Origin of the sequence: Xanthomonas sp. 3075 (genome assembly GCF_014197275.1) — a bacterium.
GTDB lineage: Bacteria > Pseudomonadota > Gammaproteobacteria > Xanthomonadales > Xanthomonadaceae > Xanthomonas > Xanthomonas campestris_B.
In genome coordinates this window covers 107,251-127,056 of sequence record NZ_JACIFI010000009.1, presented here as the reverse complement: position 1 = coordinate 127,056, position 19,806 = coordinate 107,251, and the positions used below count along the sequence as shown (strand labels likewise).

Genomic DNA, 19,806 nt, shown 5'->3' with positions numbered 1-19,806 from the left:
AGACTGCATCCGTGCCCCGTGACTGTTCCCCATCCTGATCCGTCCACTGCTGTATCTGCGCCACGCGCCCTGGTTTTCGGCGGCAGTGGGCAGATCGGCGAACGCCTGCTGACGCGCCTGCTGAGTCGCGGCTGGCAGGTGACGGCATGGTCGCGCCAGCCGCGTGCCGCGCGTTCCGGGTTGATCTGGCGGCAAGGCGATCTGACCGCGCCAGCCGCAACGGGCGAGGCATGCGAGGTGATCTTCAGCTGCGGCCCGCTGGATCACTTCGCCCGCTGGTACGCCGAAAATCCGGTGCGCGCTCCGCGCATTGTGGCGTTCGGTTCAACCAGCGTGGACGTCAAGGAACATTCGACCGACGCAGCTGAGCGCGATGTGGCCCAGCGGCTCGCACATGCCGAACAAACGCTGTTTTCCGCAGCCCAGGCGCGTGGCGCGACCGCGACGGTGCTGCGTCCGACCCTGGTCTATGGTGCCGGGCGCGACCGCACGCTCACCCAGATCGCCGGGCTGGCCCAACGCACGGGCGCCTTCGTGCTGCCGGCCAACGCCACTGGCCTGCGGCAGCCGGTGCATGTGGACGATCTGGCCAGCGCCGCATTGGCGGTGCTGGCCCAGCCGGCGACGCAGCAGCGCAGTTACGCCGTCGGCGGTGGCGAAGTGCTGGCCTATACGCAGATGGTGGAACGCGTGCTGGCGGCGTTGCCACGACCGGCGCGGTTGTATCAGGTGCCGCCAGGCCTGTTTGGGCTTGCCGTCAGCGCTGCGCAGCGGCTGGGGCGCCTGGGCGGGATGAATGCGGCCGCGTTGCAGCGCATGCGCGATGACCTGGTGTTCGACCTGGAGCCTGCACGCCGCGATTTTGGTTATGCGCCGCGCGCGTTCCGTCCGTTACCGGAAGAACTCGGCATCGGTGAGTGAGGCGCGGTGAGCACGCCTACGGTTTGTCGAGGGTGAAACGTCAGGCGTCGAATGCTCGATGATCGACGTCGATTGGCCGCCGTTTTAACCAGGGCCCTGCGCATTGGGAGATCCGGATGCGAGCGACGCTTGGAAGGAGCCTGTCAGTGCCACGTGCCAGGCGACTTGCCTGACTGACCGTTGCTGGCCAATTGCACTCAGTAGCGCCAACCCAACTGACGATACAGCTTGGCCAGCACCCAGATCGGACCGATCAACAGGTAGGTCAGGTCGGTCAGAAAGCTCGGCTTGCGGCCCTCGATCTTGTGGCCGACGAATTGTGCGATCCACGCCAGCACGAATACCGCCGCCCCCAGCGTGAAGACGCCACCCAGCCCGACCTTGTGCTCGATCAACCGGCACAGGCAGCCGAAGAAAAAGAACATCGCCAACATGCCCAGCCCCAGTGGGCGCGACAGTCGGTTGTAGTAGCACCACGCTGCGAACATCGCCAGCGCCGCCCATACCCCGCTATTGAACCAGGTGCCGCCGACCGGAATGCACCACAGCAAGGCCACCACCGACCACAGGATCGCCGGCACCGCCAGGACATGGATCTGCTGGTTGGTGGCGTTTTGATGATCGTCGGAATAACTGGCGAAATAGCGCTCGATCGGGCGCGCGGTGGTGATGCTGTCGGTCATGTTCCCTCCCAGGAATGACCCAAGCATACGCGCGCGGACGGCCGCAGTGACAGCCGGGCCCTTGCCACGCGTCGATCGCGCGGCAAGGGCCGGCAACACCTTAGAGCAGCTAACAAAACCTGGCGAGCGAGCGCCTGTCAGTGAGTGCAGTGGTTTGTCGGTCGTATCTTGGTGGATGCAGTCAGAAGTCCAGATCAAACACTGAGTGGGTCGAATGCGCGGTGCCCTCACCGCTGGCGGGACACGCCGTGAATCCATCCCTGGAGGCTCGGTGGCGGCATCCATGCCGCCACACGGTCCCGCCAGCGGCGAGGACACCGCACCAGAGAGTTAGTCGGTGGCTTTTTTAAAGCCATGCACACCGACACTCTCGACTGGTCCTTGCCCGTCCAGCGTCGTGGGACCTTACGCGGCATGGATGCCGCGTAAGAGCTTACAAGGACGTACTTGCAGCGTGTCCCGCGACGCTGGGCGGGCAAGGGCCCTGCAGCCAAGCCGCAGATAGCCGGCCTGCAGTAGGCTGACGCGAAGTCGTTTTGTTAGCCGCTCTTAGTTGACCGACACCGCGCTCCACGCCGCAGCCACCGCGCGGTACTGCGTGGAGGTACTGCCATACAGGTCGGTGGCAGCACTCAAGGTGGCCCGACGTGCGGCCGCGTAGTTGGTCGAGGACGTCATGTAGACCGTCAGGGCGCGGTACCAGATACGGCTGGCTGCGGCCCGGCCGATCGCGCTCAACGCGGTATTGCCGTTGCACACCAGCCCGGCCGGGGTCACGTTCCAGCTGGTGCCGGCACCGAAACCGCTCGGCACCACCGCACCCTCGGCGAGCAGATAGTAGAAATGGTTGGCAACGCCCGAGCTGTAGTGCACGTTGAGCGAGCCCAGGCTGCTGCTGTAGCAGTCCGGCGAATCGCCGTCCAGGCTGGGCTTGAACATGTAGCGCAACGCCAGCGTACCGGTGCTGTTGCCGGGCACGATCTTCTCGCCGATCAGATAATTGCCCGGCTGCGCGCTGTTGTTGGCGGAGTACTCCACCATCGCACCCATGATGTCGGAGGTGGCTTCGTTCAAACCACCGGACTCGCCCGAGTACACCAGGCGTGCGGTCCGGCTGGTCACGCCATGGGTCATCTCATGCCCGGCCACATCCACCGGCACCAAGGGCGTGAACATGCTGCCGTCGCCATCGCCGAACGTCATGCAGAAGCAGCTGTCCTGCCAGAAGGCATTGTTGTAGCCGTTGCCGTAATGCACGCGGCTACGCGCACCCGCCCCGTCGTTGGCGATGCCGCTGCGCGCATGCGTCGTGCGGAAATAGTCCCAGGTCAACGCCACGCCGTAATGCGCATCCACCGCCACGGTGGCCGCATCGCTGTTGGCACCGTTGCCCCAGGCATTGTCGGCATCGGTGACCAGCGTGCCGCTACCGGAGGTGCCGTTGCGCATGGTGTAGGTGGCACCGCCGCCGCGGCTCATATCGGTCAATTCATAGCCGCTGCTGCAGCGCGTTGCGGACAAGGCAACGTTGCCGGCATAAAGCGAACGCCCGCTGCCGGCTGCGCTGGTGCCGCCGCTGCAGACCGTATGCACGGTATCCCAGGATTCGAGAATGCGTTGATTGACCGCATCGACGATGTAATGCATCTCGGTTGGCGTTTGATCGGGTTTGATGCCGCTGTAGATCACGTCATAGACCAGCCGCGGTGCGCCCTGCCGTGCATACAGTGCCAGGCTGGCACGCGGCGCGGCATCGGGCGCCACATCGAACTGCGCACCGGCCACACGCAGTGCAGTGTCGGCATCGATGCCCGGCAGCAGGTTCGGACGCACGCTGGTGTCCATGGTCTGGCTCAGCTGCCGCATCACCCCGCGCCGCGAATGCACCACCACATCGCCGCCGATCACCGGCAGGCCCTGATAGGTACGATCGAAACGGACATGTTCGGTGCCATCGGCATCGACGATGCTGTCGCGCGCGATGAAGGCATCGGCCGGCGCACGATTGGCCATCGCTGACGCGTTATTTACCAACAACGATTGCGCACGCGAAACGGCTGCCTCTGCGGAAAGATCCGCAGCATTGGCGACAGCACAGACTGATAGCGCGCAGCAGATCGCCGCGCCCAAGACGTGGAATTGCATGACGACTCTCTCCAGAAAACGTGCAATGCAAAGACCGGCGGCGACGAAGGTCGCAGCAGATCGCGAGTGGCAACTTCAGAGCGATTAACCAAACGACTGCACATCCGCCAGGCATGCGCGACCGATGCGCGGAGTCTGCATGTGCCCCTGGTGCACTCCGATTCCGGGCGTGCCGTCCGCCCCCATCTGACGACTGCTCGCTACGTTTTGTTGGCCGTTCCGAAGTCCCGGCAGACACGCTTGCACAGTCGGTGGTCGTGCAATAAGTAAAATTTACGGATGTGTTTGATTCTGTGCGCCCGGCCACTTCGGGCTGTGGAATGCATCGCAGAGATGCGGATGCTGCGTTACGCGCTGGACACCATGCCCCCGCCGTTGCGCAACCCGCTATCACGCGCAAGACGTTGCATCGGCACGCGATACGCCGCACTGCGGTATGTAGAGTGGCAGGCGCTCATTGTGCACGCGCGCCGATCGACGAAGACCGCATTGCGCGTGTGCTCCCCATCTGCCTAGCGATGCGCGGGTACAAAAAAGCCGGCCAGACAATCTGGCCGGCTGCGTCGCGCGTCGCTGAACTCAGCGGCCGCCGATGGCGACCTTCTGCTGCTCGTCGTGCACCTGTTGCTGTTGCGACTGGCCGGCCAGCAATTGCGCGCTGGTCTGTTCCAGCGTCGGGGCAGGCTGATTCAGATCCACCGCCGCGCGGAAACCCGGCGTGGTCCCCATCACGAACGCCTTGCCGTCCTGCACGGTGACGCTCTGCAGCTTGTCGGCGCTGTCGATTCCGTTCTGCTTTGCCTGCAAGGTCACGTTGGCAGCGGTATCGCTGGAAATCATGCTTGGCAGCTTGCTGCGGATCGCGTTATGCAGCGCATGGTCCGGATGCGAGGCATCGTTCAGCGACGGGCCCTTCGGCGCCGCGACCGGTGCTTCGCCTGCTCTGCTCTGGGTCTGTGCCGGAAGCGCGGACAATGCCGCCTGCGTATTGCGACCCACCACGCCATCGGCCTGCAGCCCGTGCTGCTTCTGGAACGCAAGCACTGCCTCGCGCGTGTTGTCACCGAAGCGGCCATCCTCGGCCAGCCGGTTGCCCTGTGCATCGCGCACGCCGAGACGGTTGAGGTCCTGCTGCAGCTTGCCGACATCGGGGCTTTGATCGCCGTGACGCAGCGCGCCGTGGCTGGCCGGTGTCGATGACGGGGATTGGCGAGCGCCTGACTCCTGTTGATGGCCTTGATTCCAGAACGTCTCCGGACTGGTCAACTTGCCGTTGGCATCGCGCAGTTGGTAATGCACATGCTGCGCGTACTGGCTGTTACCGTTCGGGCCGCGTCCACCCATCGTGCCGATCGCATCGCCCGCGGACAGCGTCTGACCTTCTTTCACCTTGAGTGCGTCCAGGTGCAGGATCTCGTGCGAGTTACCCTGTGCATCGCGAATCTTGACAGTGCCGTAGTTGCCGCCCGCAAACGTCACGGTTCCTGAGACCGGCGAATGCACCGTCGGATGCTGCAGGTTGCGGCCTGTCTGGCCACCTTCATAATTGAAATCTGTGCCGCCATGCGGCCCGTGGCTGCCACGGTGCTCGCCATAGTGACCAGTGATATGCGGATCGGCACTACCTTGGCCGGGCAGCATACGCTCCATCGTCTGTTGGAAGTTGCTGCGAGTGCCATGGCTGGTTTCGGCCGGGTGCGCCGCTGGCGCAGGGCGGTCCACTGCAGTCCCCTGCGTCTGGGCAAGACGCTGTTCGACAAACTGGGTGTAGTTGTCCAGATGAGGGGCAATCTCGCGCCGCGACAGAGCAAGGCCACCATAGTCTTTCGTCGGACCGTCGTGGTGATACTTGTAGATGTAATCCTCGTCCTGGCCCCGGCTGCGTGCGAGGTCGCGGTTATCGATGAAATGTTGCACCAATGCCTGCGACTGCGTTTGCACGTCGAAGCGGTTGGACGTATTGACGCCGTAATGCGCACCAGTGCGGTCAATGAATTGACCCAGGCCCGAAGCGGACGTTGTGCCCGCAGCTGCATCGGGATTGAAGCCCGATTCGACTCGGGCGATGGCAAGAACGTAAGCGGTCTCGCGCGATGAAAGCCCAGCATCCCGCGAGGCGTCGATAAGGCTATCGATCACCCGTGATTGGGTATGTGGGCTGGCATCGCCCCAGCGACGCGAGTCGCCATGCAGTCGGCCATCTCCGCTGTCGATGGGCTCGCGATAATGGCTCCAGGGCTTGATCCGGTCGCTGCTGTATGCAGCACCGCGTGGCTGAAGCATGTCGGTATAAATCGTGTCGGTCATGTCGTGCGTTCCTTTCTATGAGACAGATTCTTCCTTGTAACGGGTACCGCTCCATGTACTGCGTACTGCTTTGGCTATGCACCGCCATCGGCGCATAGGCATCCTTTGCTCAGGGCTGGAAAGGCAACAGTTCCGGGTGCTTCAGCCCCAACGCTTCGAGCTTGTGTTCGTATTCATCGTTATTCGGGCTCTGCTGGCCATCCTGCGTATGAAGCGGCGGTGTCGCGTGATTCAGCAACTGACCCTTGATGTCATACAGGAAGAACCATTCGCAAAATTCGCAGCCGTAAGGAAGCTCGCCGTACTGGACGACGAAATAGCTGCTTCCTTTGGCGTCTTCCGCGCAACCCAGGCCCACTGCCGTGTAGTCGGCCATCTCTGGAGGCGCTGACACTTCCTGGCGCTGGCCATCGCGCTCCATTTCCAGGTGGGTTTTGGTGGAGCCGTCGGTCCCGGATGGCAACGCGCTCAGGTGCAGGCGCATGCCGGAGCATTCCTTGATCATGTCGTTCCGTCCTTGTCTATCTGCTTCTGTCGAAGCTGGGGATGGGGTATTGGCGGGTGGCGCACCGGGTGCGCTGGTAGCGGCATTGGCGGTACCCGGCTTGTCACCACATGCGGCAAGCACCAGGGTGACAGCGAAAGCAGCTAGGACAGGAATGAAGCGTCGCATCAGGTCGCCTCTTTGGCGGTTTGAAGGTGCAGGTGCGGATACCCAAGCCGGCAGAACCTACTTCCAGCTGCCCACCGACGTTACAACGATTGGTCGTCCACTTTGACCAGCATCCAGCAGGGGCGCTGGGCGAAGTGGTAGACCTGCTGATCGCCGGTGTCGGGTGTGCGGACCAGCACCTGGCGGCCATCGGCTTCTTCAGAAATTGTGACCTCGCGGCCGCCGTTGCGGGCTGCCTCCAGGTTCGGGATGACGGGCCATTCGACCTCGGCCAGCGGAACGGCGCGGGTGACCGGGGTGGGCTCGGGCTGTGCGTCCGGGTCGAGTTGGATCATCGTCAGCGGATCGGCCGTTGCCTTTTCCTGTACCGCAATGTCGGCGCTGAAGCTTTTCAGAAATGCAGAGAAGTCGGCGGTGGGACAACGTGCTGCCGAAGCAGGTGCGCCCGATGTGTCAGCAGGTGTTGAGACTGCAGGTGCAGCATCTGCAGCAGGGGGCGCAGCGCCAGCCGGCTCTGCTTGCGGTTTGCAGGCAACCAGCGCCAGGCTGAGTGCGAGCGTGTGCAGGGAAGTTCGGACAAAGGCCAACGGATCCTCCTGATCGTAGCGGGCGACGTGAGCGCGGCCGGAATCTTATACGCGCGTTACGTGCAAATGCGTGAAGACTTGCCGAGCCGAGGGTGACGAAAACGGGTCGGCATGTCGCAGACCATTACCCTGGGAGGGAAGCCAGCCTGACTGCGGTCCCAGTGCTCGGCGTTCGGTTGATTCCACTGCCAGCGATTGCCGCCAATACACGCTGGGCTATCCCGAATCGATCACTCACCGGGACCATAATAATCGGGTGACACGTTTTCCTGGGATTGATGCAGTTTCTCGCGAACGACTAGATGCCGTTCGAAAAAACATCGAGTGCATCCGCACCCACCCATCCCTGTGCGCAGTCACCGACATAGTGGCCCGGTGCGGCGGCATGGCAGCTCTTGCTGGCGGCGGGCGTTGAGCGTTGAATCCGCCTGTCTCCATACGTTCCGCATGCCGGGTCGTTCTTGCATTTGGCAACACTGTCTGCGGGAATCGCGACGACATAGTAATAAAGTGGGTTCTGTCCCGCGCGGCCGATACCTTGAATACAGACGAGCTGGCCCTGGGCCAGCTTGGCTCTGGCGAATGCGCGGCTGCCAGTGGTTGGCACGGCATCAAGTACATCCACCCCGTCTGCTTGCGCTACGCCTGCAAAGAAGCCCGCATCGCCACACACAGGCGAAAGTTCCACATCGTAAAAATCGCCGGCATCCACATTTCCTGCGGTGCAGCCTGTTGCCATCTTGGCATCGGTACACTGCACGCCGCTTGCCTGTATCAATGTCGCGAGCCCGTCATCGATGGAAGCGGTAGCAGAAGCCGGTGCATGCGTTGCTGCAGACGTCGATACCGTCGATGTGGCTGGCGCCGCGGCAGGTGGTGCTGATCCGCCGGGACTGCAGGCACTTACTGCAAGCAGGCCGGGAAGCATTGCGCTGCGAAACGCGGGTAATCTGCGGAAAGAAAAATGTGAGAGAGCCATGGCGACCTCGTTGGGCAATGGACCGCGCCCGGTGCGTCTTTCAGCGCTCAATAAAAAGAGCGCTGCCAGCGATTGTTGCTTTAGTGAAGCCGCAAAGCCCCGAGCCCGGGGCGTTGAAGATCAATCAACCGAAATGCCCGCCAGCCGCTGCAGCGCTTCGGCATATTTGGCGCGGGTGCGGTCGATCACTTCGGCCGGCAGCTGCGGGCCGGGGGCGGTCTTGCCCCACTCCAGGGTTTCCAGATAATCGCGCACGAACTGCTTGTCGTAGCTGGGCGGGCTGGTGCCGAGCTCGTACTGGTCGGCCGGCCAGTAACGCGACGAGTCCGGGGTCAGCATCTCGTCCATGATGTACAGCCGGCCATCGGCGTCGGTGCCGAATTCGAACTTGGTGTCGGCCAGCAAAATGCCGCGTTCGGCGGCAAAGTCCGCGGCGAAGCGGTAGATGCGCAAGGTCGCATCGCGCACGCGCTCGGCCAGTTCCGCGCCGACGGTCTTGACCATCGCGTCGAAGTCGATGTTTTCGTCATGGTCGCCAACGGCGGCCTTGGTCGAGGGGGTAAAGATCGGCTCGGGTAGTTTCTCGGCCTGGCGCAGGCCGTCGGGCAACTCGATGCCGCTGACCTTGCCGGTGCGCTGGTAGTCCTTCCAACCGCTGCCGATCAGATAGCCACGTGCGATGGCTTCCACCGGTACCGGCTTGAGCTTGCGGGTGACCACTGCGCGCCTGGCGTACAAGGCCGGGTCCACGCCCTCGGGCAGCACCTGTTCCACCGTGATGTTCACCAGATGGTTGGGCATCAGGTGTTCGGTCTTGTGGAACCAGAAGTTGGAGACCTGGCAGAGCATCTCGCCCTTGCCGGGAATCGGGTCGGGCAGCACCACGTCGAACGCGGACAGGCGGTCGGTCGCCACCATCAACAGATAATCGCCGGGCGGCGCATCGGCGGGCAGGCGGTCGCGGGGAATGTCGAAGACATCGCGCACCTTGCCACGGTGACGCAACGGCAGGCCGGGTAGATCGGATTGCAACAGCGTGGTCGACACAGGCACTCCTAAGGACGTCGCAATGACGCTGTCCCCGGGACCCGGCGGGCCCGCGGGTGGGCAGCGGGCCGCGTAGTGTACGGCGCTTCGTTGCGGCCCGCAGGATTTATTGGCCGCCGCCGGGCGGGCGCCGTGCAGGGCATGTCAGCCAGGCCGGGTGGAGGTTCGGGTAAGATCGCCAGCCCGCCTCCCGCCCCGATTGCCCATGTCCTGGTACGGAAAACTGCTCGGCGCACTGGCCGGCGCCTTGCTGTTTCGCGGGGCACCGGTGATGGGCCTGCTGATTGGCCTGGCGATCGGCCATGCGGTGGACGCCGGCTGGTTCAAGCGTCGCGCCGAGAACCCTTACGAAGCGTTGGGGCTGGAGCCGGACGCCACCACCGCCGAGATCGACCTGGCCTATCGCCGGCTGATGTCGCGCTACCACCCGGACAAGGTGGCCAACGCCGAGCCGGAAGCGCGTCGCCAGGCCGAGAAGAAAGCCAGCCAGATCAACGCCGCCTACGACCGGATTCAGCGCTTGCGCAAACGCTGATGGCGTGCCGGGCATCCGGTGGCGGCGCCAGGGGAGGTGGCTATCTGCAGCAGGATCGGAGTCGGCGCCAGCACCAAGACGCCTGGCCGGGTCACCGGTCAGGCGTCTTGGTCACTCAGGCATCAAGACCTCAGAAGCGATACGTCGCAGTCAGACGCACTGCATTCGACGAAAAGTCGGTGTCGGTGCGACGCAGATCGGTGCCGGCCGGATTGACGCGCAGGAACGGGTTGGTCGCCGGTGCGGTGCCCGGCCCCACGCGCACGCGGGTGTCTTCGTCCTGCAGGCGGGTGAACAGGTATTCCACGCCCACCGAGACGTTGTCGCTCAAACGCCGCTGCAGACCGAGGCCGGCCTGATAACCGTCGGCGCTGTCGCCGCCGCTGCCGGTGAAGCTGTTGGCGGTGTTGCTGCTGGAGAAGCTGTGGTCGAACTCGCCACGTGCCACGCCGGCGGTGAAATAAGCCAGGAAGTCGTCTTGCGCGCCGAACGCATAGCCGATCCGGCCGCGCAGCGCGGCGGTGCGGTTGAGCTGGCGGGTGAAGGTATAGAACGCCGGCGTCGTGCTGAAGGCGCTGACGCTGTCGCGCAGGTCGTTGCGGGTGTACTCGGCCACCACGCCATAGACCCAGTTGCCGGCCTGCCAGTCATAACCCAGCCGCGCGCCGTATTCGGTGCCGCCCTTGTCTTTGCTACAGCCGCTGGCCGGCCTGCTTCCGGCCGCCGCGCCGCCGCAGAACCCGGGCGAAAATGCGTTGGCACCGGTGGCGGTGCTGACCTGGTCGCCGTCGCGGCCGTCCAGATCGGTGTCGAAGCCGAAGCGCCCACCGGAGACGCCGCTGACATCGGCGCCGCCGACCGTGGCACCGATCGAGACACCGGACCAGTCGGCTGGGCCGGTTTGCGCCCAGGCGGACGGGGCAAGGGCCAGCAAAGCCAGTGCAGCGGAGGCGAGCGGGGTGGTCTTCATGCAGTGTCCTTCGCAAAAGGGCGCTGTGCGCCGGTCAGGTGCATACGCAGGCCGGGTCGCAACGGATGCACTGGCTTTGCGTGCCTGCGACAATGCGGTTCCTGTTCCTTGACGAGCTACCCATGCAACCGACGGCGATCGCCCCGTCCATCCTGTCCGCCGATTTCGCCCGTCTGGGCGAAGAAGTGAACAACGTCCTGAAAGCCGGCGCCGACTGGGTGCATTTCGACGTGATGGACAACCACTACGTGCCCAACCTCACCATCGGCCCGATGGTGTGCCAGGCGCTGCGCAAGCACGGCATCACCGCGCCGATCGACGTGCACCTGATGGTCGAGCCGGTGGACCGCATCGTGCCGGATTTTGCCGAGGCAGGCGCCACCCTCATCAGCTTCCATCCCGAAGCCAGCCGCCACGTGCACCGCACGATCCAGCTGATCAAGTCGCACGGTTGCCAGGCCGGGCTGGTGCTCAATCCGGCCACGCCGGTGGACATCCTGGACTGGGTGCTGCCCGAGCTGGATCTGGTGCTGGTGATGTCGGTCAATCCCGGTTTTGGCGGGCAGGCCTTCATTCCCTCGGCGCTAGACAAGCTGCGCGCCATCCGCAGCAAGATCGACGCCCTGGGCAAGCCGATCCGGTTGGAGATCGATGGCGGGGTCAAAGCCGACAACATCGGCGCGATTGCCGCAGCCGGCGCCGACACCTTCGTTGCCGGGTCGGCGATCTTCAACGCGCCCGACTATGCGCAGGTGATCGCGCAGATGCGTGCAGCGGTGGCTGCGGTGCGATGAGTGCGCCCGCGCTGCGGATCCGCGCCGCCACGCCCGACGATGCGCCGCTGCTGCACGCGCTGATCACCGCGCTGGCGGTGTACGAACGCGAGCCCGACGCGGTCGAGGCCAGCCCCGAGACGCTGCGCGCCAGCCTGTTCAACGACGGCGCCACCGCGCACGCGCTGATCTGCGAGCAGGACGGCCAGGCAGTGGGATTTGCGGTGTACTTCTTCAATTACTCGACCTGGCTCGGCCGCAACGGCCTGTATCTGGAAGACCTGTTCGTGCGTCCGCAGGCGCGCGGGCAGGGCGCCGGGCTGGCGTTGTTGCGGCACCTGGCGCAATTGGCCGTGCAGCGTGGCTGCGGGCGTTTCGAGTGGTCGGTGCTGGACTGGAATCAGCCGGCCATCGATTTCTACAAGGCGGCCGGCGCGCGTCCGATGGACGGCTGGACCGTGTACCGGCTCGACGGCGAGCGCCTGGCCGCGTTTGCCGCCAGCGCCTGAGCAATCCGCGCCGCCCGGCAAGGACCACGCAAGAAGAAGGCCGCTCCCCTGGGAGCGGCCTTCGAGAAAATTGGAGGCTGATCCTGCCTCCGCCCGTCGTCCCTGCTATGGCCTTCTACTCTCCGGGTCATCGATGACATGCCAATGACAGCCCGGCAACGTTGCGTATTCACAATGCAGCTGGCGCCCCGCTGCTAGCCTGCGCCATCATCCTCACAGCATTGGCAGCGCGCATGGCCCCGCCCCACTGGCGTCTGATCCTCAACGGCAAGTCCACCGACAATCCGGACCTGCGTGAGGCGGTGGGAGCGCTGCGCAAGCGCGGTGTCCGGCTCGATGTGCGGGTCACCTGGGAAGACGGCGATGCCGAGCGCTATGTCGGCGAGGCAGTCGCCGATGGCGTGCACACGGTGGTCGCCGCCGGTGGCGACGGCACGCTAAGCGAAGTGGCCGCCGCGCTGGCGCATCACGCCGCCGATGCCGCCGGGCTGCCGTCGCTGGGCCTGGTGCCGCTGGGGACCGCCAACGATTTCGCCACGGCCGCCAACCTCCCGATCGCGCCGCTGGATGCGCTGCAGCTGATCGCCGACCGCGCTGCGTACCCCATCGACCTGCTGCGGATCGATGCCGAACACGGCCCGCATTGGTGCGCCAACGTCGCCAGTGGCGGCTTCGGCACCCAGGTCACCGTCGAGACCGACGAGGGCTTGAAGAAGATGCTCGGCGGCCTGGCCTACCTGATCACCGGCATGTCGCGGCTGGGCCGGATCGACCCGATCAGCGCCCGCTTCAGCGGCCCGGATTTCAGCTGGGAAGGCGAGTTCATCGCGCTCGGCCTGGGCAACGGCCGTCAGGCCGGCGGTGGCCAGGCGTTGTGCCCGGAAGCGCTGATCGACGACGGCCTGCTCGACGTCACCATCGTGCCGGCGCTCGACGGCGAAGTGGCCGCCACGCTCGGCACGCTGATCACCGGCGGCAAGCAGGCCGCGCTGGAACGCGTGGCGGTGCGCGTGCAGCTGCCGTGGCTGGAAATCGTCTCCCATCAGCCGCTGACCTTGAACCTGGATGGCGAACCGGAAACCTCGCTGCATTTCCGCATCGAATGCGTGCCGGCGCGGTTGCGGATGCATTTGCCCGTGGATTGCCCGTTGCTTGGGGATTGAATGCGGGAATCGGGAATCGGGAATCGCACGGGCGCGAGTGTGCGGCGCTGCGCCTGGTCATCCCGGTCGGCGGGCGCGTACAGAGATCAATCAGCACGCTAGTCTGGATCGATGGGATCCGGGCATACGAACAGCTGCAGGCCTTATCTCAAGCGCAGCAACGGCCATCGCGCCGCTATGGCCGCGTTCCCTCCGGGCCCGTCCTGTGGGAGGGCGCCGGTCTTGATCGGCTGGCCTGCCGGTCATGCCTCCCCCATCCGCCCTGCGGGCACCTTCCCCCGCACGCGGGAGAAGGGAATCTTGCACTTGTGAGAAGGGACCTTGCAGGCGGGAGAAGGGGATCTTGCACTTGTGAGAAGGGACCTCGCAGGCGGGAGAAGGGACCTCGCAGGCGGGAGAAGGGACTTCGCACGTGTGAGAAGGGAGGTTGCACGCCGGGGGCAGGGCGTCGCACCGGGGAATCGGAACCTTGCGCTCCGGCGTAGGGACGGCGAGATCGCCTGCGCACTCGCCCCTCTCCCGTGTGCGGGAGCCGGGTTGGGGTGAGGGCCGCCGCCGACATGCATGCCGCCTCCGGAGACCTCGCCCTGCACTGGCGCGCCGCCATGGCTCAGTGGCGGCGCAAACCGTATGCAACGGCAGGCACGCGCTGCCCGGGTTTGATGCCAGTCACCTCGAGAAACCGCCCCCGACAACGCCCGACCCACCTTCGCAATTCGCACGGCGTTGGCCCCGCGCCTGCTGCCCTGCGCCAGCAGTTGCGCTACAGTAGTTGGGTGTCCCGCCTGACGACTCCACGCTCGTTCTCTTCCGCTCGCCGCTGCTGGCGATGGTGGCCCGTTGCCGTCGTCCGCCCCGTCACAGAGTCCCGGAAGGAAAGTCGTCTTGATCACTGCAGAGCAGTTCCAGCGCCAGGCCGCTGAAGGCCACACCCGTATCCCCGTTGTCCGCGAAGTGCTGTCCGACCTGGACACGCCGCTATCGGTCTATCTGAAGCTCGCCGACGGCGCCTACACCTATCTGTTCGAATCGGTCGAAGGCGGCGAACGCTTCGGGCGCTACTCCATCATCGGCCTGCCGGCGCGGCGGGTATACAGCTTCCGCGGGCATACGCTGGAAATCAGCGAGCATGGCGAAGTGCTGGAAACCCGCGAGGTCGCCGACCCGCTGGCCGAGGTCGACGCCTTGCGTGCCGAGCACTCGGTGCCGCAGCTCGATGGCTTGCCCGGTTTCACCGGCGGGCTGGTCGGCTGGTTCGGCTTCGAATGCATCCAGTACATCGAGCCGCGCCTGGGCAGCGGCGACAAACCCGATGAGTTGGGCACGCCGGACATCCTGCTGATGCTGTCCGAAGAGCTGGCGGTGTTCGACAACCTCAAAGGCCGTTTGTACCTGATCGTGCATGCCGACCCGCGCCAGCCGCAGGCCTATGTGCGTGCCAAGCGGCGTCTGGACGAACTGGCGCATCGCTTGCGTCAGGGGGGCGCGGGGTATCCGCAGGCGCAGATTTCCGATGCGATCGACGAATCGGATTTCCGCTCCTCGTTTACCCGCGAGGAATATCACGCGGTGGTGCGCAAGGCGCAGGAATACGTGCGCGCCGGCGATATTTTCCAGGTGGTGCCATCGCAACGCTTGCGCGTGCCGTTCCGCGCGCGTCCGGTGGATGTGTACCGCGCCTTGCGCGCGCTCAATCCCTCGCCGTACATGTATTTTCTCGATGTCGGCGGCACCCAGGTCGTCGGCTCATCGCCGGAAATCCTGGCGCGGTTGCGCGATGGCGTGGTCACCGTGCGGCCGATCGCCGGCACTCGCCCGCGCGGCGCAACACCGGAACTGGACAAGGCGCTGGAAGAAGAATTGCTGGCCGATCCGAAAGAGCGCGCCGAGCACGTGATGTTGATCGACCTGGGCCGCAACGATGTCGGCCGCGTGGCCGAACCGGGCACGGTCAAGGTGGGCGAGCAGTTTGTGATCGAACGCTATAGCCACGTGATGCACATCGTCAGCGAAGTCACCGGCACGCTCAAGGCCGGCCTGAACTACAGCGACGTGCTGCGCGCCACCTTCCCGGCCGGCACCGTCAGCGGTGCGCCGAAAATCCGCGCGCTGGAAATCATCCGCGAGCTGGAACCGGTCAAGCGTAACGTCTATTCCGGTGCAGTCGGCTATATCGGTTGGCACGGTGATGCCGATACCGCGATTGCGATCCGCACCGCGGTGATCCAGGACGGCTATCTGTACGTGCAAGCCGGCGGCGGCGTGGTGTATGACTCCGATCCCGATCTGGAATGGCAGGAAACCATGAACAAGGGCCGCGCGCTGTTCCGTGCGGTTGCCCAGGCGGCCAAGGGGTTGTGATGGACGGGCAGGGCAACGCTGTGCGCATCAGCTTCCGCAACGACTACAGCGAAGGCGCGCATCCGCGTGTGTTGCAGGCGTTGGTGCAGGCCAGTACCGAGCAGAATGCCGGCTACGGCACCGATCGCCACACTGCCCGTGCGGTCGCACTGATTCGTACCGCGATCGCGCAAGCGCAGGCCGAGGTGCATCTGCTGGTCGGCGGTACCCAGACCAACCTGATCGCAATCGCCGCGTTTCTGCGCCCGCATCAGGCGGTGATCGCGGTGGAGGCGGGGCACATCGCCACGCACGAAACCGGCGCGATCGAAGCCACCGGCCATAAGGTGCTGACGGTGCCTGCGCTGCACGACAAGCTGACGCCGGCGCTGATCCAGCCGTTGCTGGACGTGCACAGCAACGAGCACATGGTGCAACCGCGCCTGGTCTACATTTCCAACAGCACCGAGAGCGGCACCATTTACACCCGTGCCGAACTCGATGCGTTGTCGCGCTTCTGCCGCGCGCACGAGCTGCTGCTGTATCTGGATGGCGCACGTCTGGGCGCCGCGCTGACCGCCGACGGTAACGATCTGGATCTGCCGACCATTGCCGCGCTGACCGATGCGTTCTACATCGGCGGCACCAAGAATGGCGCCTTGCTCGGCGAAGCTCTGGTCATCGTCAATCCCGCATTGCAGGCGGACTTCCGCTATCTGATCAAGCAGCGCGGCGCGCTGCTGGCCAAGGGCATGGTGTTGGGCGCGCAGTTCGCCACCTTGTTCGAGGATGGCCTGTTCTTCGCGTTGGCCGCGCATGCCAATAGCATGGCGCAGCGCCTGCGCGCGGGATTGCTGGCCGCTGGCGCCGAGTTCACCAGCGACTCGCCGACCAACCAGCAATTCATCGCCGTCAGCGCGCAACGCGCCACACAGCTGGCGCAACGCTACGACTTCGAGCGCTGGGAAGGACGCGCCGATGGCAGCCAGGTGATCCGCTTCGTGACCTCGTGGGCAACCACCGCTGCGTCGGTCGATCGTCTATGCGCCGACCTCGCAGCGCTGGTTGCCTCCGAGGCGCAGACCTGACCATTCATCAGGGAAGAGCACGATGAAGCGAATCGAACGCTGGATCGTCGCAAGCCTGTTGATGCTGCCGTTTGCTGCAACGACATAGGTCACCAGCCTGCCGTCGCAGCGGCATCTGTGGCAGGTGTATTGAATAGCCGATCCCGACCGTTTTTGCGTCGACCTCAACGTCAGCAACACCCATCTGCAGCGGGGCCTGGCACGCAGGTTCGTCGAAGAACATGCTCAGCCCTGCGCGGTTCTCCACGCGCGGTGGCCGGACATCCGCCACGGATGGCTCACACAGTGCGTGGTGTCGGCTCAGGCAGCGTGTGACGCATGCAGGCTGTCGTTGGAGAGGCGGCCATCGGCAGACACGGTGCATGCAGCCATCCATTGCCTGGCGTAATCGTAGGCGGCCCTGCGGTCGGCAAAGGCGGCGACAGGCAAGTCGTAGCGATACAGGGTAAGACCGCCAGGCCGTGACACCAGTATCTCGGATGCAAAGCGGCCGTCGTTCGGGGTGATATGTGCGGTGAGCTGGTAGTCGCCCACGTGCCGGATTGACGCCATGCCCAACGGGGATCCTCCTTGATTCGATGGTCGGGTGCGTGCCACGCCGATGGTTGTCGCGTATCGCGTCGTCAAGCCGACGTCGCCCGGCGATTGTGAAGGAAAAGTGCGCATTGGAATATCGGTAAAAGTAGCTAGGACAGTAAGGAGATCCCTCACGCCGGTGCGGTAGTCGCCGGCGAGCAGGCTGTCTGGATATTTAGACGATGCTAAGCGTTGCCCATGTGAGCACGACGTAACGCGCGGTCTTGGCGATCGCCACCAACGGCAGGAACACACGCAACGGCTCGCGCATGACGCCGGCCGCCAGCGTCAGCGGGTCGCCGATGATCGGCATCCAGCTCAGCAGTAGTGACCATTTGCCGTAGTGGCCATACCAGGTCTGGGCCCGTCGCAAGGCCGCGGCCTTGATCGGAAACCAGCGCTTGCTCTGGAAACGCAGCGCCTCGCGCCCGAGCCACCAATTGATCAGCGAGCCCAGCACATTGCCGAGGCTTGCCGCCGCGACAAGTCCGGCCGGCGAATCGCCGCGCAGCAGCAGCGCAACCAACGCCGTCTCCGATTGGGCGGGGAGCAGGGTGGCCGCGACGAGGGCAAGCACAAAGAGCGACAGATAGGACATTGGCGGGGTTGAGTGGGGGCGCAGTGGCATGGACCGCCGGAGAGCCAGGCGCGTTAACGCGATTGCGCCGTCACGACAATGTGGCATGGCGAGCAGGCCGGTGCACAGCGGCCGTTCTGGCGCTCTGGCAACGCGGCGGATGCTGCGTGCAGTTGATGGACCTGGCGATCAACCCCGCTTCGCGCTACAGGGTTGACCAGTTCAGTGCGGGCGTCGCCTGCGGCGTGGCGATTCGCACGCTGGCAGCGAAACACGATCGGGGCGCTGCCGACAGCTCAAACGTGACGGGCAGGGTGTTCAGCAGCGCATGTCGCCAGCGCAGCCGTCATCGCCGGCGCAACAGTTTTCGGTGAGATAGGCCAACAAGGCATTCATCGCCTGGAAATCGGCGCGATAGCAGATGGTCCTGCCGCGCTGCTCGGCGTTGATCAGCCCTGCGGTGCCGAGCTCCTTGAGGTGGAAAGACAGCGTGGCGCCAGGCAGTGCGAGTTCCTGGGCAATGTCGCCGGCCAATTTTCCGCCGCGGCCTGCCTGCACGAGTAGGCGGAAGACGCGCAGGCGGGTTTCCTGGCCCAGGGCGGACAGGGCTTTGCTTGCACTTTTATTTTCCATAATTCTAGAATAGTGGAATGAAAATGACCGAGCAAGCCGATCTTGCGCTTCCCCATCTCGACCTTGGCCTGGCTCAGGCGCCCGATCTGGACAGGCTGTCGCTGCAAAGCCGACACAAGCCGCGCATCCTCGTCCTGTATGGATCGCTGCGCCCGGAGTCCTATAGCCGCAAACTGGCGTTCGAGTGCGAGCGCTTGCTGCAGCATTTCGGTGCCGAGGTACGGGTGTTCGATCCGGTGGATCTACCGCTGGCCGATGCCGTTGCGCCCGAACACCCCAAGGTGCAGGAGTTGCGTAGCGCATCGATCTGGTCCGAGGGCCAGGTGTGGATCAGCCCGGAGCGTCACGGCACCCTGACCGCCGTCTTCAAGAACCAGATCGATTGGCTGCCGCTGCAGCAGGGCAGCGTGCGGCCAACCCAGGGGCGCACGCTGGCGGTCATGCAGGTCAGCGGTGGCTCGCAGTCCTTCAATGCGGTGAATGCATTGCGGGTGCTCGGGCGTTGGATGCGCATGTTCACCATCCCCAACCAGTCGTCGGTGGCCAAGGCATGGCAGGAATTCGACGACGCCGGACGGATGAAGCCATCGGCCTATTACGACCGCGTGGTCGACGTGCTGGAAGAACTGGTCAAGTTCACCCTGCTCACGCGCGACAGCAGCGACTACCTGGTCGATCGCTACAGCGAGCGTAAGGACAGCAGCGCCGCCTCGCGGTTGGCGCAGCAAGCCGGCGCGGTTGCATCGGCGGCGGCAGACACCACCGAGTGATACATCGATCTGGTGGCGCTGCCATCGACCAACGACCAACGACGACGACCTGCGGAGCGCGCTTGCATGAAGGCCACGATCTATCACAACCCAGCCTGTGGCACCTCGCGCAACGTGCTTGCGCTGATTCGGCATGTGGGCATCGAGCCTGAGATTGTCGAGTATCTGGCGCACCCGCCAACACGCGAACGTCTGGTCGATCTGATTGTACGCGCCGGTCTGAATGTCCGCGATGCATTGCGCCAGAAGGGCACTCCGTATACGGAGCTGGGATTGGGCGATGCTGGGCTGAGCGATGCGGCATTGCTCGACGCGATGCTGGCCCATCCGATTCTGATCAATCGTCCGTTTGTCGAGACCGAGCGCGGCGTGCGTCTATGCCGGCCGTCGGAACAGGTGCTGGAGATCTTGCCGGCAGCAACCGATGCGTTCTCGAAAGAAGACGGTGAGCAGGTACTGGATGCGCGCGGAAAACGCATCATCGACGCGCAGGCGTGAGTGCAAACGGCGCACCGTGCGGCCATGCGCAT

The 19,806-nt window shown here is 64.6% G+C and carries 20 protein-coding genes and 1 other RNA gene; 10 read left to right on the top strand and 11 right to left on the bottom strand.

Features of this window, described 5'->3' with window-relative positions; translation table 11 throughout:
- The first annotated feature begins 18 nt into the window (after nucleotides 1–18).
- A complete protein-coding gene (locus GGR62_RS10585) occupies nucleotides 19–921 on the top strand; it encodes an NAD-dependent epimerase/dehydratase family protein (protein ID WP_184407858.1) in 903 nt (300 codons plus the stop codon).
- A 197-nt stretch (nucleotides 922–1,118) separates the two neighbouring features.
- On the opposite strand, the gene GGR62_RS10580 is transcribed toward GGR62_RS10585, so the two are convergent.
- Both GGR62_RS10580 and GGR62_RS10575 read right to left on the bottom strand, forming a co-directional pair.
- Nucleotides 1,119–1,604: an Mpo1-like protein gene (locus tag GGR62_RS10580; RefSeq protein WP_184407857.1), complete on the bottom strand. Its 486-nt coding sequence runs from the start codon at nucleotides 1,602–1,604 to the stop codon at nucleotides 1,119–1,121.
- Between the two features lie 549 nt (nucleotides 1,605–2,153).
- Complete coding sequence (locus tag GGR62_RS10575; RefSeq protein ID WP_184407856.1) at nucleotides 2,154–3,749, bottom strand: M4 family metallopeptidase; 1,596 nt, start codon at nucleotides 3,747–3,749, stop codon at nucleotides 2,154–2,156.
- Nucleotides 3,750–3,888: 139 nt separating this feature from the next.
- On the opposite strand from GGR62_RS10575, the gene GGR62_RS10570 reads away from it, so the two are divergent.
- A non-coding RNA gene (locus tag GGR62_RS10570) (sX9 sRNA) lies at nucleotides 3,889–3,965 on the top strand.
- A gap of 363 nt (nucleotides 3,966–4,328) precedes the next feature.
- Here GGR62_RS10570 and GGR62_RS10565 read toward each other — a convergent pair.
- From GGR62_RS10565 to GGR62_RS10545, 5 genes are all read right to left on the bottom strand, one after another.
- Nucleotides 4,329–6,056 carry a peptidoglycan-binding protein gene (locus tag GGR62_RS10565; RefSeq protein WP_184407855.1) on the bottom strand — a complete coding sequence of 576 codons (1,728 nt, stop codon included), beginning with the start codon at nucleotides 6,054–6,056 and terminating at the stop codon, nucleotides 4,329–4,331.
- Nucleotides 6,057–6,165: 109 nt separating this feature from the next.
- Nucleotides 6,166–6,729: a hypothetical protein gene (locus GGR62_RS10560; RefSeq protein ID WP_260305800.1), complete on the bottom strand. Its 564-nt coding sequence runs from the start codon at nucleotides 6,727–6,729 to the stop codon at nucleotides 6,166–6,168.
- 80 nt (nucleotides 6,730–6,809) lie between these two features.
- The gene (locus GGR62_RS10555; protein WP_184407854.1) at nucleotides 6,810–7,316 is read right to left on the bottom strand and encodes a hypothetical protein; all 507 of its coding nucleotides are present in this window, start codon (nucleotides 7,314–7,316) and stop codon (nucleotides 6,810–6,812) included.
- Between the two features lie 298 nt (nucleotides 7,317–7,614).
- Complete coding sequence (locus GGR62_RS10550; RefSeq protein ID WP_184407853.1) at nucleotides 7,615–8,295, bottom strand: hypothetical protein; 681 nt, start codon at nucleotides 8,293–8,295, stop codon at nucleotides 7,615–7,617.
- A 120-nt stretch (nucleotides 8,296–8,415) separates the two neighbouring features.
- On the bottom strand, nucleotides 8,416–9,342 hold the full coding sequence (locus GGR62_RS10545; protein ID WP_184407852.1) for a phosphoribosylaminoimidazolesuccinocarboxamide synthase: 927 nt from the start codon (nucleotides 9,340–9,342) through the stop codon (nucleotides 8,416–8,418).
- Nucleotides 9,343–9,547: 205 nt separating this feature from the next.
- On the opposite strand from GGR62_RS10545, the gene GGR62_RS10540 reads away from it, so the two are divergent.
- Entirely contained in the window at nucleotides 9,548–9,877 is a 330-nt protein-coding gene (locus GGR62_RS10540) for a DnaJ domain-containing protein (RefSeq protein WP_184407851.1), read from the top strand.
- Between the two features lie 130 nt (nucleotides 9,878–10,007).
- On the opposite strand, the gene GGR62_RS10535 is transcribed toward GGR62_RS10540, so the two are convergent.
- Entirely contained in the window at nucleotides 10,008–10,847 is an 840-nt protein-coding gene (locus GGR62_RS10535; RefSeq protein ID WP_184407850.1) for an outer membrane beta-barrel protein, read from the bottom strand.
- Between the two features lie 122 nt (nucleotides 10,848–10,969).
- Here GGR62_RS10535 and rpe point away from each other — a divergent pair, with 122 nt between their 5' ends.
- The 5 genes from rpe (at nucleotide 10,970) to GGR62_RS10510 (ending at nucleotide 16,720) form a co-directional block, all read left to right on the top strand.
- A complete protein-coding gene (gene rpe, locus GGR62_RS10530) occupies nucleotides 10,970–11,641 on the top strand; it encodes a ribulose-phosphate 3-epimerase (protein WP_184407849.1) in 672 nt (223 codons plus the stop codon).
- A complete protein-coding gene (locus GGR62_RS10525) occupies nucleotides 11,638–12,129 on the top strand; it encodes a GNAT family N-acetyltransferase (protein ID WP_184407848.1) in 492 nt (163 codons plus the stop codon). Before rpe ends, GGR62_RS10525 begins: the two co-directional genes overlap by 4 nt.
- Before the next feature lie 233 nt (nucleotides 12,130–12,362).
- A complete protein-coding gene (yegS, locus tag GGR62_RS10520) occupies nucleotides 12,363–13,292 on the top strand; it encodes a lipid kinase YegS (RefSeq protein WP_184407847.1) in 930 nt (309 codons plus the stop codon).
- An 885-nt stretch (nucleotides 13,293–14,177) separates the two neighbouring features.
- Nucleotides 14,178–15,653 (top strand): anthranilate synthase component I, encoded by a 1,476-nt coding sequence (gene trpE / locus GGR62_RS10515; RefSeq protein ID WP_184407846.1) that lies wholly within the window; start codon nucleotides 14,178–14,180, stop codon nucleotides 15,651–15,653.
- Nucleotides 15,653–16,720 carry an aminotransferase class I/II-fold pyridoxal phosphate-dependent enzyme gene (locus GGR62_RS10510; protein WP_184407845.1) on the top strand — a complete coding sequence of 356 codons (1,068 nt, stop codon included), beginning with the start codon at nucleotides 15,653–15,655 and terminating at the stop codon, nucleotides 16,718–16,720. Before trpE ends, GGR62_RS10510 begins: the two co-directional genes overlap by 1 nt.
- Nucleotides 16,721–17,020: 300 nt before the next feature.
- On the opposite strand, the gene GGR62_RS10505 is transcribed toward GGR62_RS10510, so the two are convergent.
- The 3 genes from GGR62_RS10505 to GGR62_RS10495 form a co-directional block, all read right to left on the bottom strand.
- Entirely contained in the window at nucleotides 17,021–17,272 is a 252-nt protein-coding gene (locus tag GGR62_RS10505; RefSeq protein ID WP_184407844.1) for a hypothetical protein, read from the bottom strand.
- Between the two features lie 199 nt (nucleotides 17,273–17,471).
- Entirely contained in the window at nucleotides 17,472–17,894 is a 423-nt protein-coding gene (locus GGR62_RS10500; RefSeq protein ID WP_184407843.1) for a YqaA family protein, read from the bottom strand.
- A 297-nt stretch (nucleotides 17,895–18,191) separates the two neighbouring features.
- On the bottom strand, nucleotides 18,192–18,506 hold the full coding sequence (locus tag GGR62_RS10495) for a metalloregulator ArsR/SmtB family transcription factor (protein ID WP_184407842.1): 315 nt from the start codon (nucleotides 18,504–18,506) through the stop codon (nucleotides 18,192–18,194).
- Nucleotides 18,507–18,529: 23 nt separating this feature from the next.
- On the opposite strand from GGR62_RS10495, the gene arsH reads away from it, so the two are divergent.
- The gene (arsH, locus tag GGR62_RS10490; protein ID WP_184407841.1) at nucleotides 18,530–19,276 is read left to right on the top strand and encodes an arsenical resistance protein ArsH; all 747 of its coding nucleotides are present in this window, start codon (nucleotides 18,530–18,532) and stop codon (nucleotides 19,274–19,276) included.
- A gap of 66 nt (nucleotides 19,277–19,342) precedes the next feature.
- Nucleotides 19,343–19,774, top strand: coding sequence for an arsenate reductase (glutaredoxin) (gene arsC, locus GGR62_RS10485; RefSeq protein ID WP_184407840.1), 432 nt, complete (start codon nucleotides 19,343–19,345; stop codon nucleotides 19,772–19,774).
- Nucleotides 19,775–19,806 lie beyond the last annotated feature (32 nt).

Bases quoted from the DNA above. Each gene is read 5' to 3' on its own strand.
- yegS (WP_184407847.1), top strand. From the start codon at position 12,363: ATGGCCCCGCCCCACTGGCGTCTGATCCTCAACGGCAAGTCCACCGAC.
- GGR62_RS10575 (WP_184407856.1), bottom strand. From the start codon at position 3,749: ATGCAATTCCACGTCTTGGGCGCGGCGATCTGCTGCGCGCTATCAGTC.
- GGR62_RS10560 (WP_260305800.1), bottom strand. From the start codon at position 6,729: ATGCGACGCTTCATTCCTGTCCTAGCTGCTTTCGCTGTCACCCTGGTG.
- GGR62_RS10550 (WP_184407853.1), bottom strand. From the start codon at position 8,295: ATGGCTCTCTCACATTTTTCTTTCCGCAGATTACCCGCGTTTCGCAGC.
- GGR62_RS10525 (WP_184407848.1), top strand. From the start codon at position 11,638: ATGAGTGCGCCCGCGCTGCGGATCCGCGCCGCCACGCCCGACGATGCG.
- GGR62_RS10535 (WP_184407850.1), bottom strand. From the start codon at position 10,847: ATGAAGACCACCCCGCTCGCCTCCGCTGCACTGGCTTTGCTGGCCCTT.
- rpe (WP_184407849.1), top strand. From the start codon at position 10,970: ATGCAACCGACGGCGATCGCCCCGTCCATCCTGTCCGCCGATTTCGCC.
- GGR62_RS10500 (WP_184407843.1), bottom strand. From the start codon at position 17,894: ATGTCCTATCTGTCGCTCTTTGTGCTTGCCCTCGTCGCGGCCACCCTG.
- GGR62_RS10565 (WP_184407855.1), bottom strand. From the start codon at position 6,056: ATGACCGACACGATTTATACCGACATGCTTCAGCCACGCGGTGCTGCA.
- GGR62_RS10540 (WP_184407851.1), top strand. From the start codon at position 9,548: ATGTCCTGGTACGGAAAACTGCTCGGCGCACTGGCCGGCGCCTTGCTG.
- GGR62_RS10510 (WP_184407845.1), top strand. From the start codon at position 15,653: ATGGACGGGCAGGGCAACGCTGTGCGCATCAGCTTCCGCAACGACTAC.
- arsC (WP_184407840.1), top strand. From the start codon at position 19,343: ATGAAGGCCACGATCTATCACAACCCAGCCTGTGGCACCTCGCGCAAC.
- GGR62_RS10505 (WP_184407844.1), bottom strand. From the start codon at position 17,272: ATGGCGTCAATCCGGCACGTGGGCGACTACCAGCTCACCGCACATATC.
- GGR62_RS10495 (WP_184407842.1), bottom strand. From the start codon at position 18,506: ATGGAAAATAAAAGTGCAAGCAAAGCCCTGTCCGCCCTGGGCCAGGAA.
- arsH (WP_184407841.1), top strand. From the start codon at position 18,530: ATGACCGAGCAAGCCGATCTTGCGCTTCCCCATCTCGACCTTGGCCTG.
- GGR62_RS10580 (WP_184407857.1), bottom strand. From the start codon at position 1,604: ATGACCGACAGCATCACCACCGCGCGCCCGATCGAGCGCTATTTCGCC.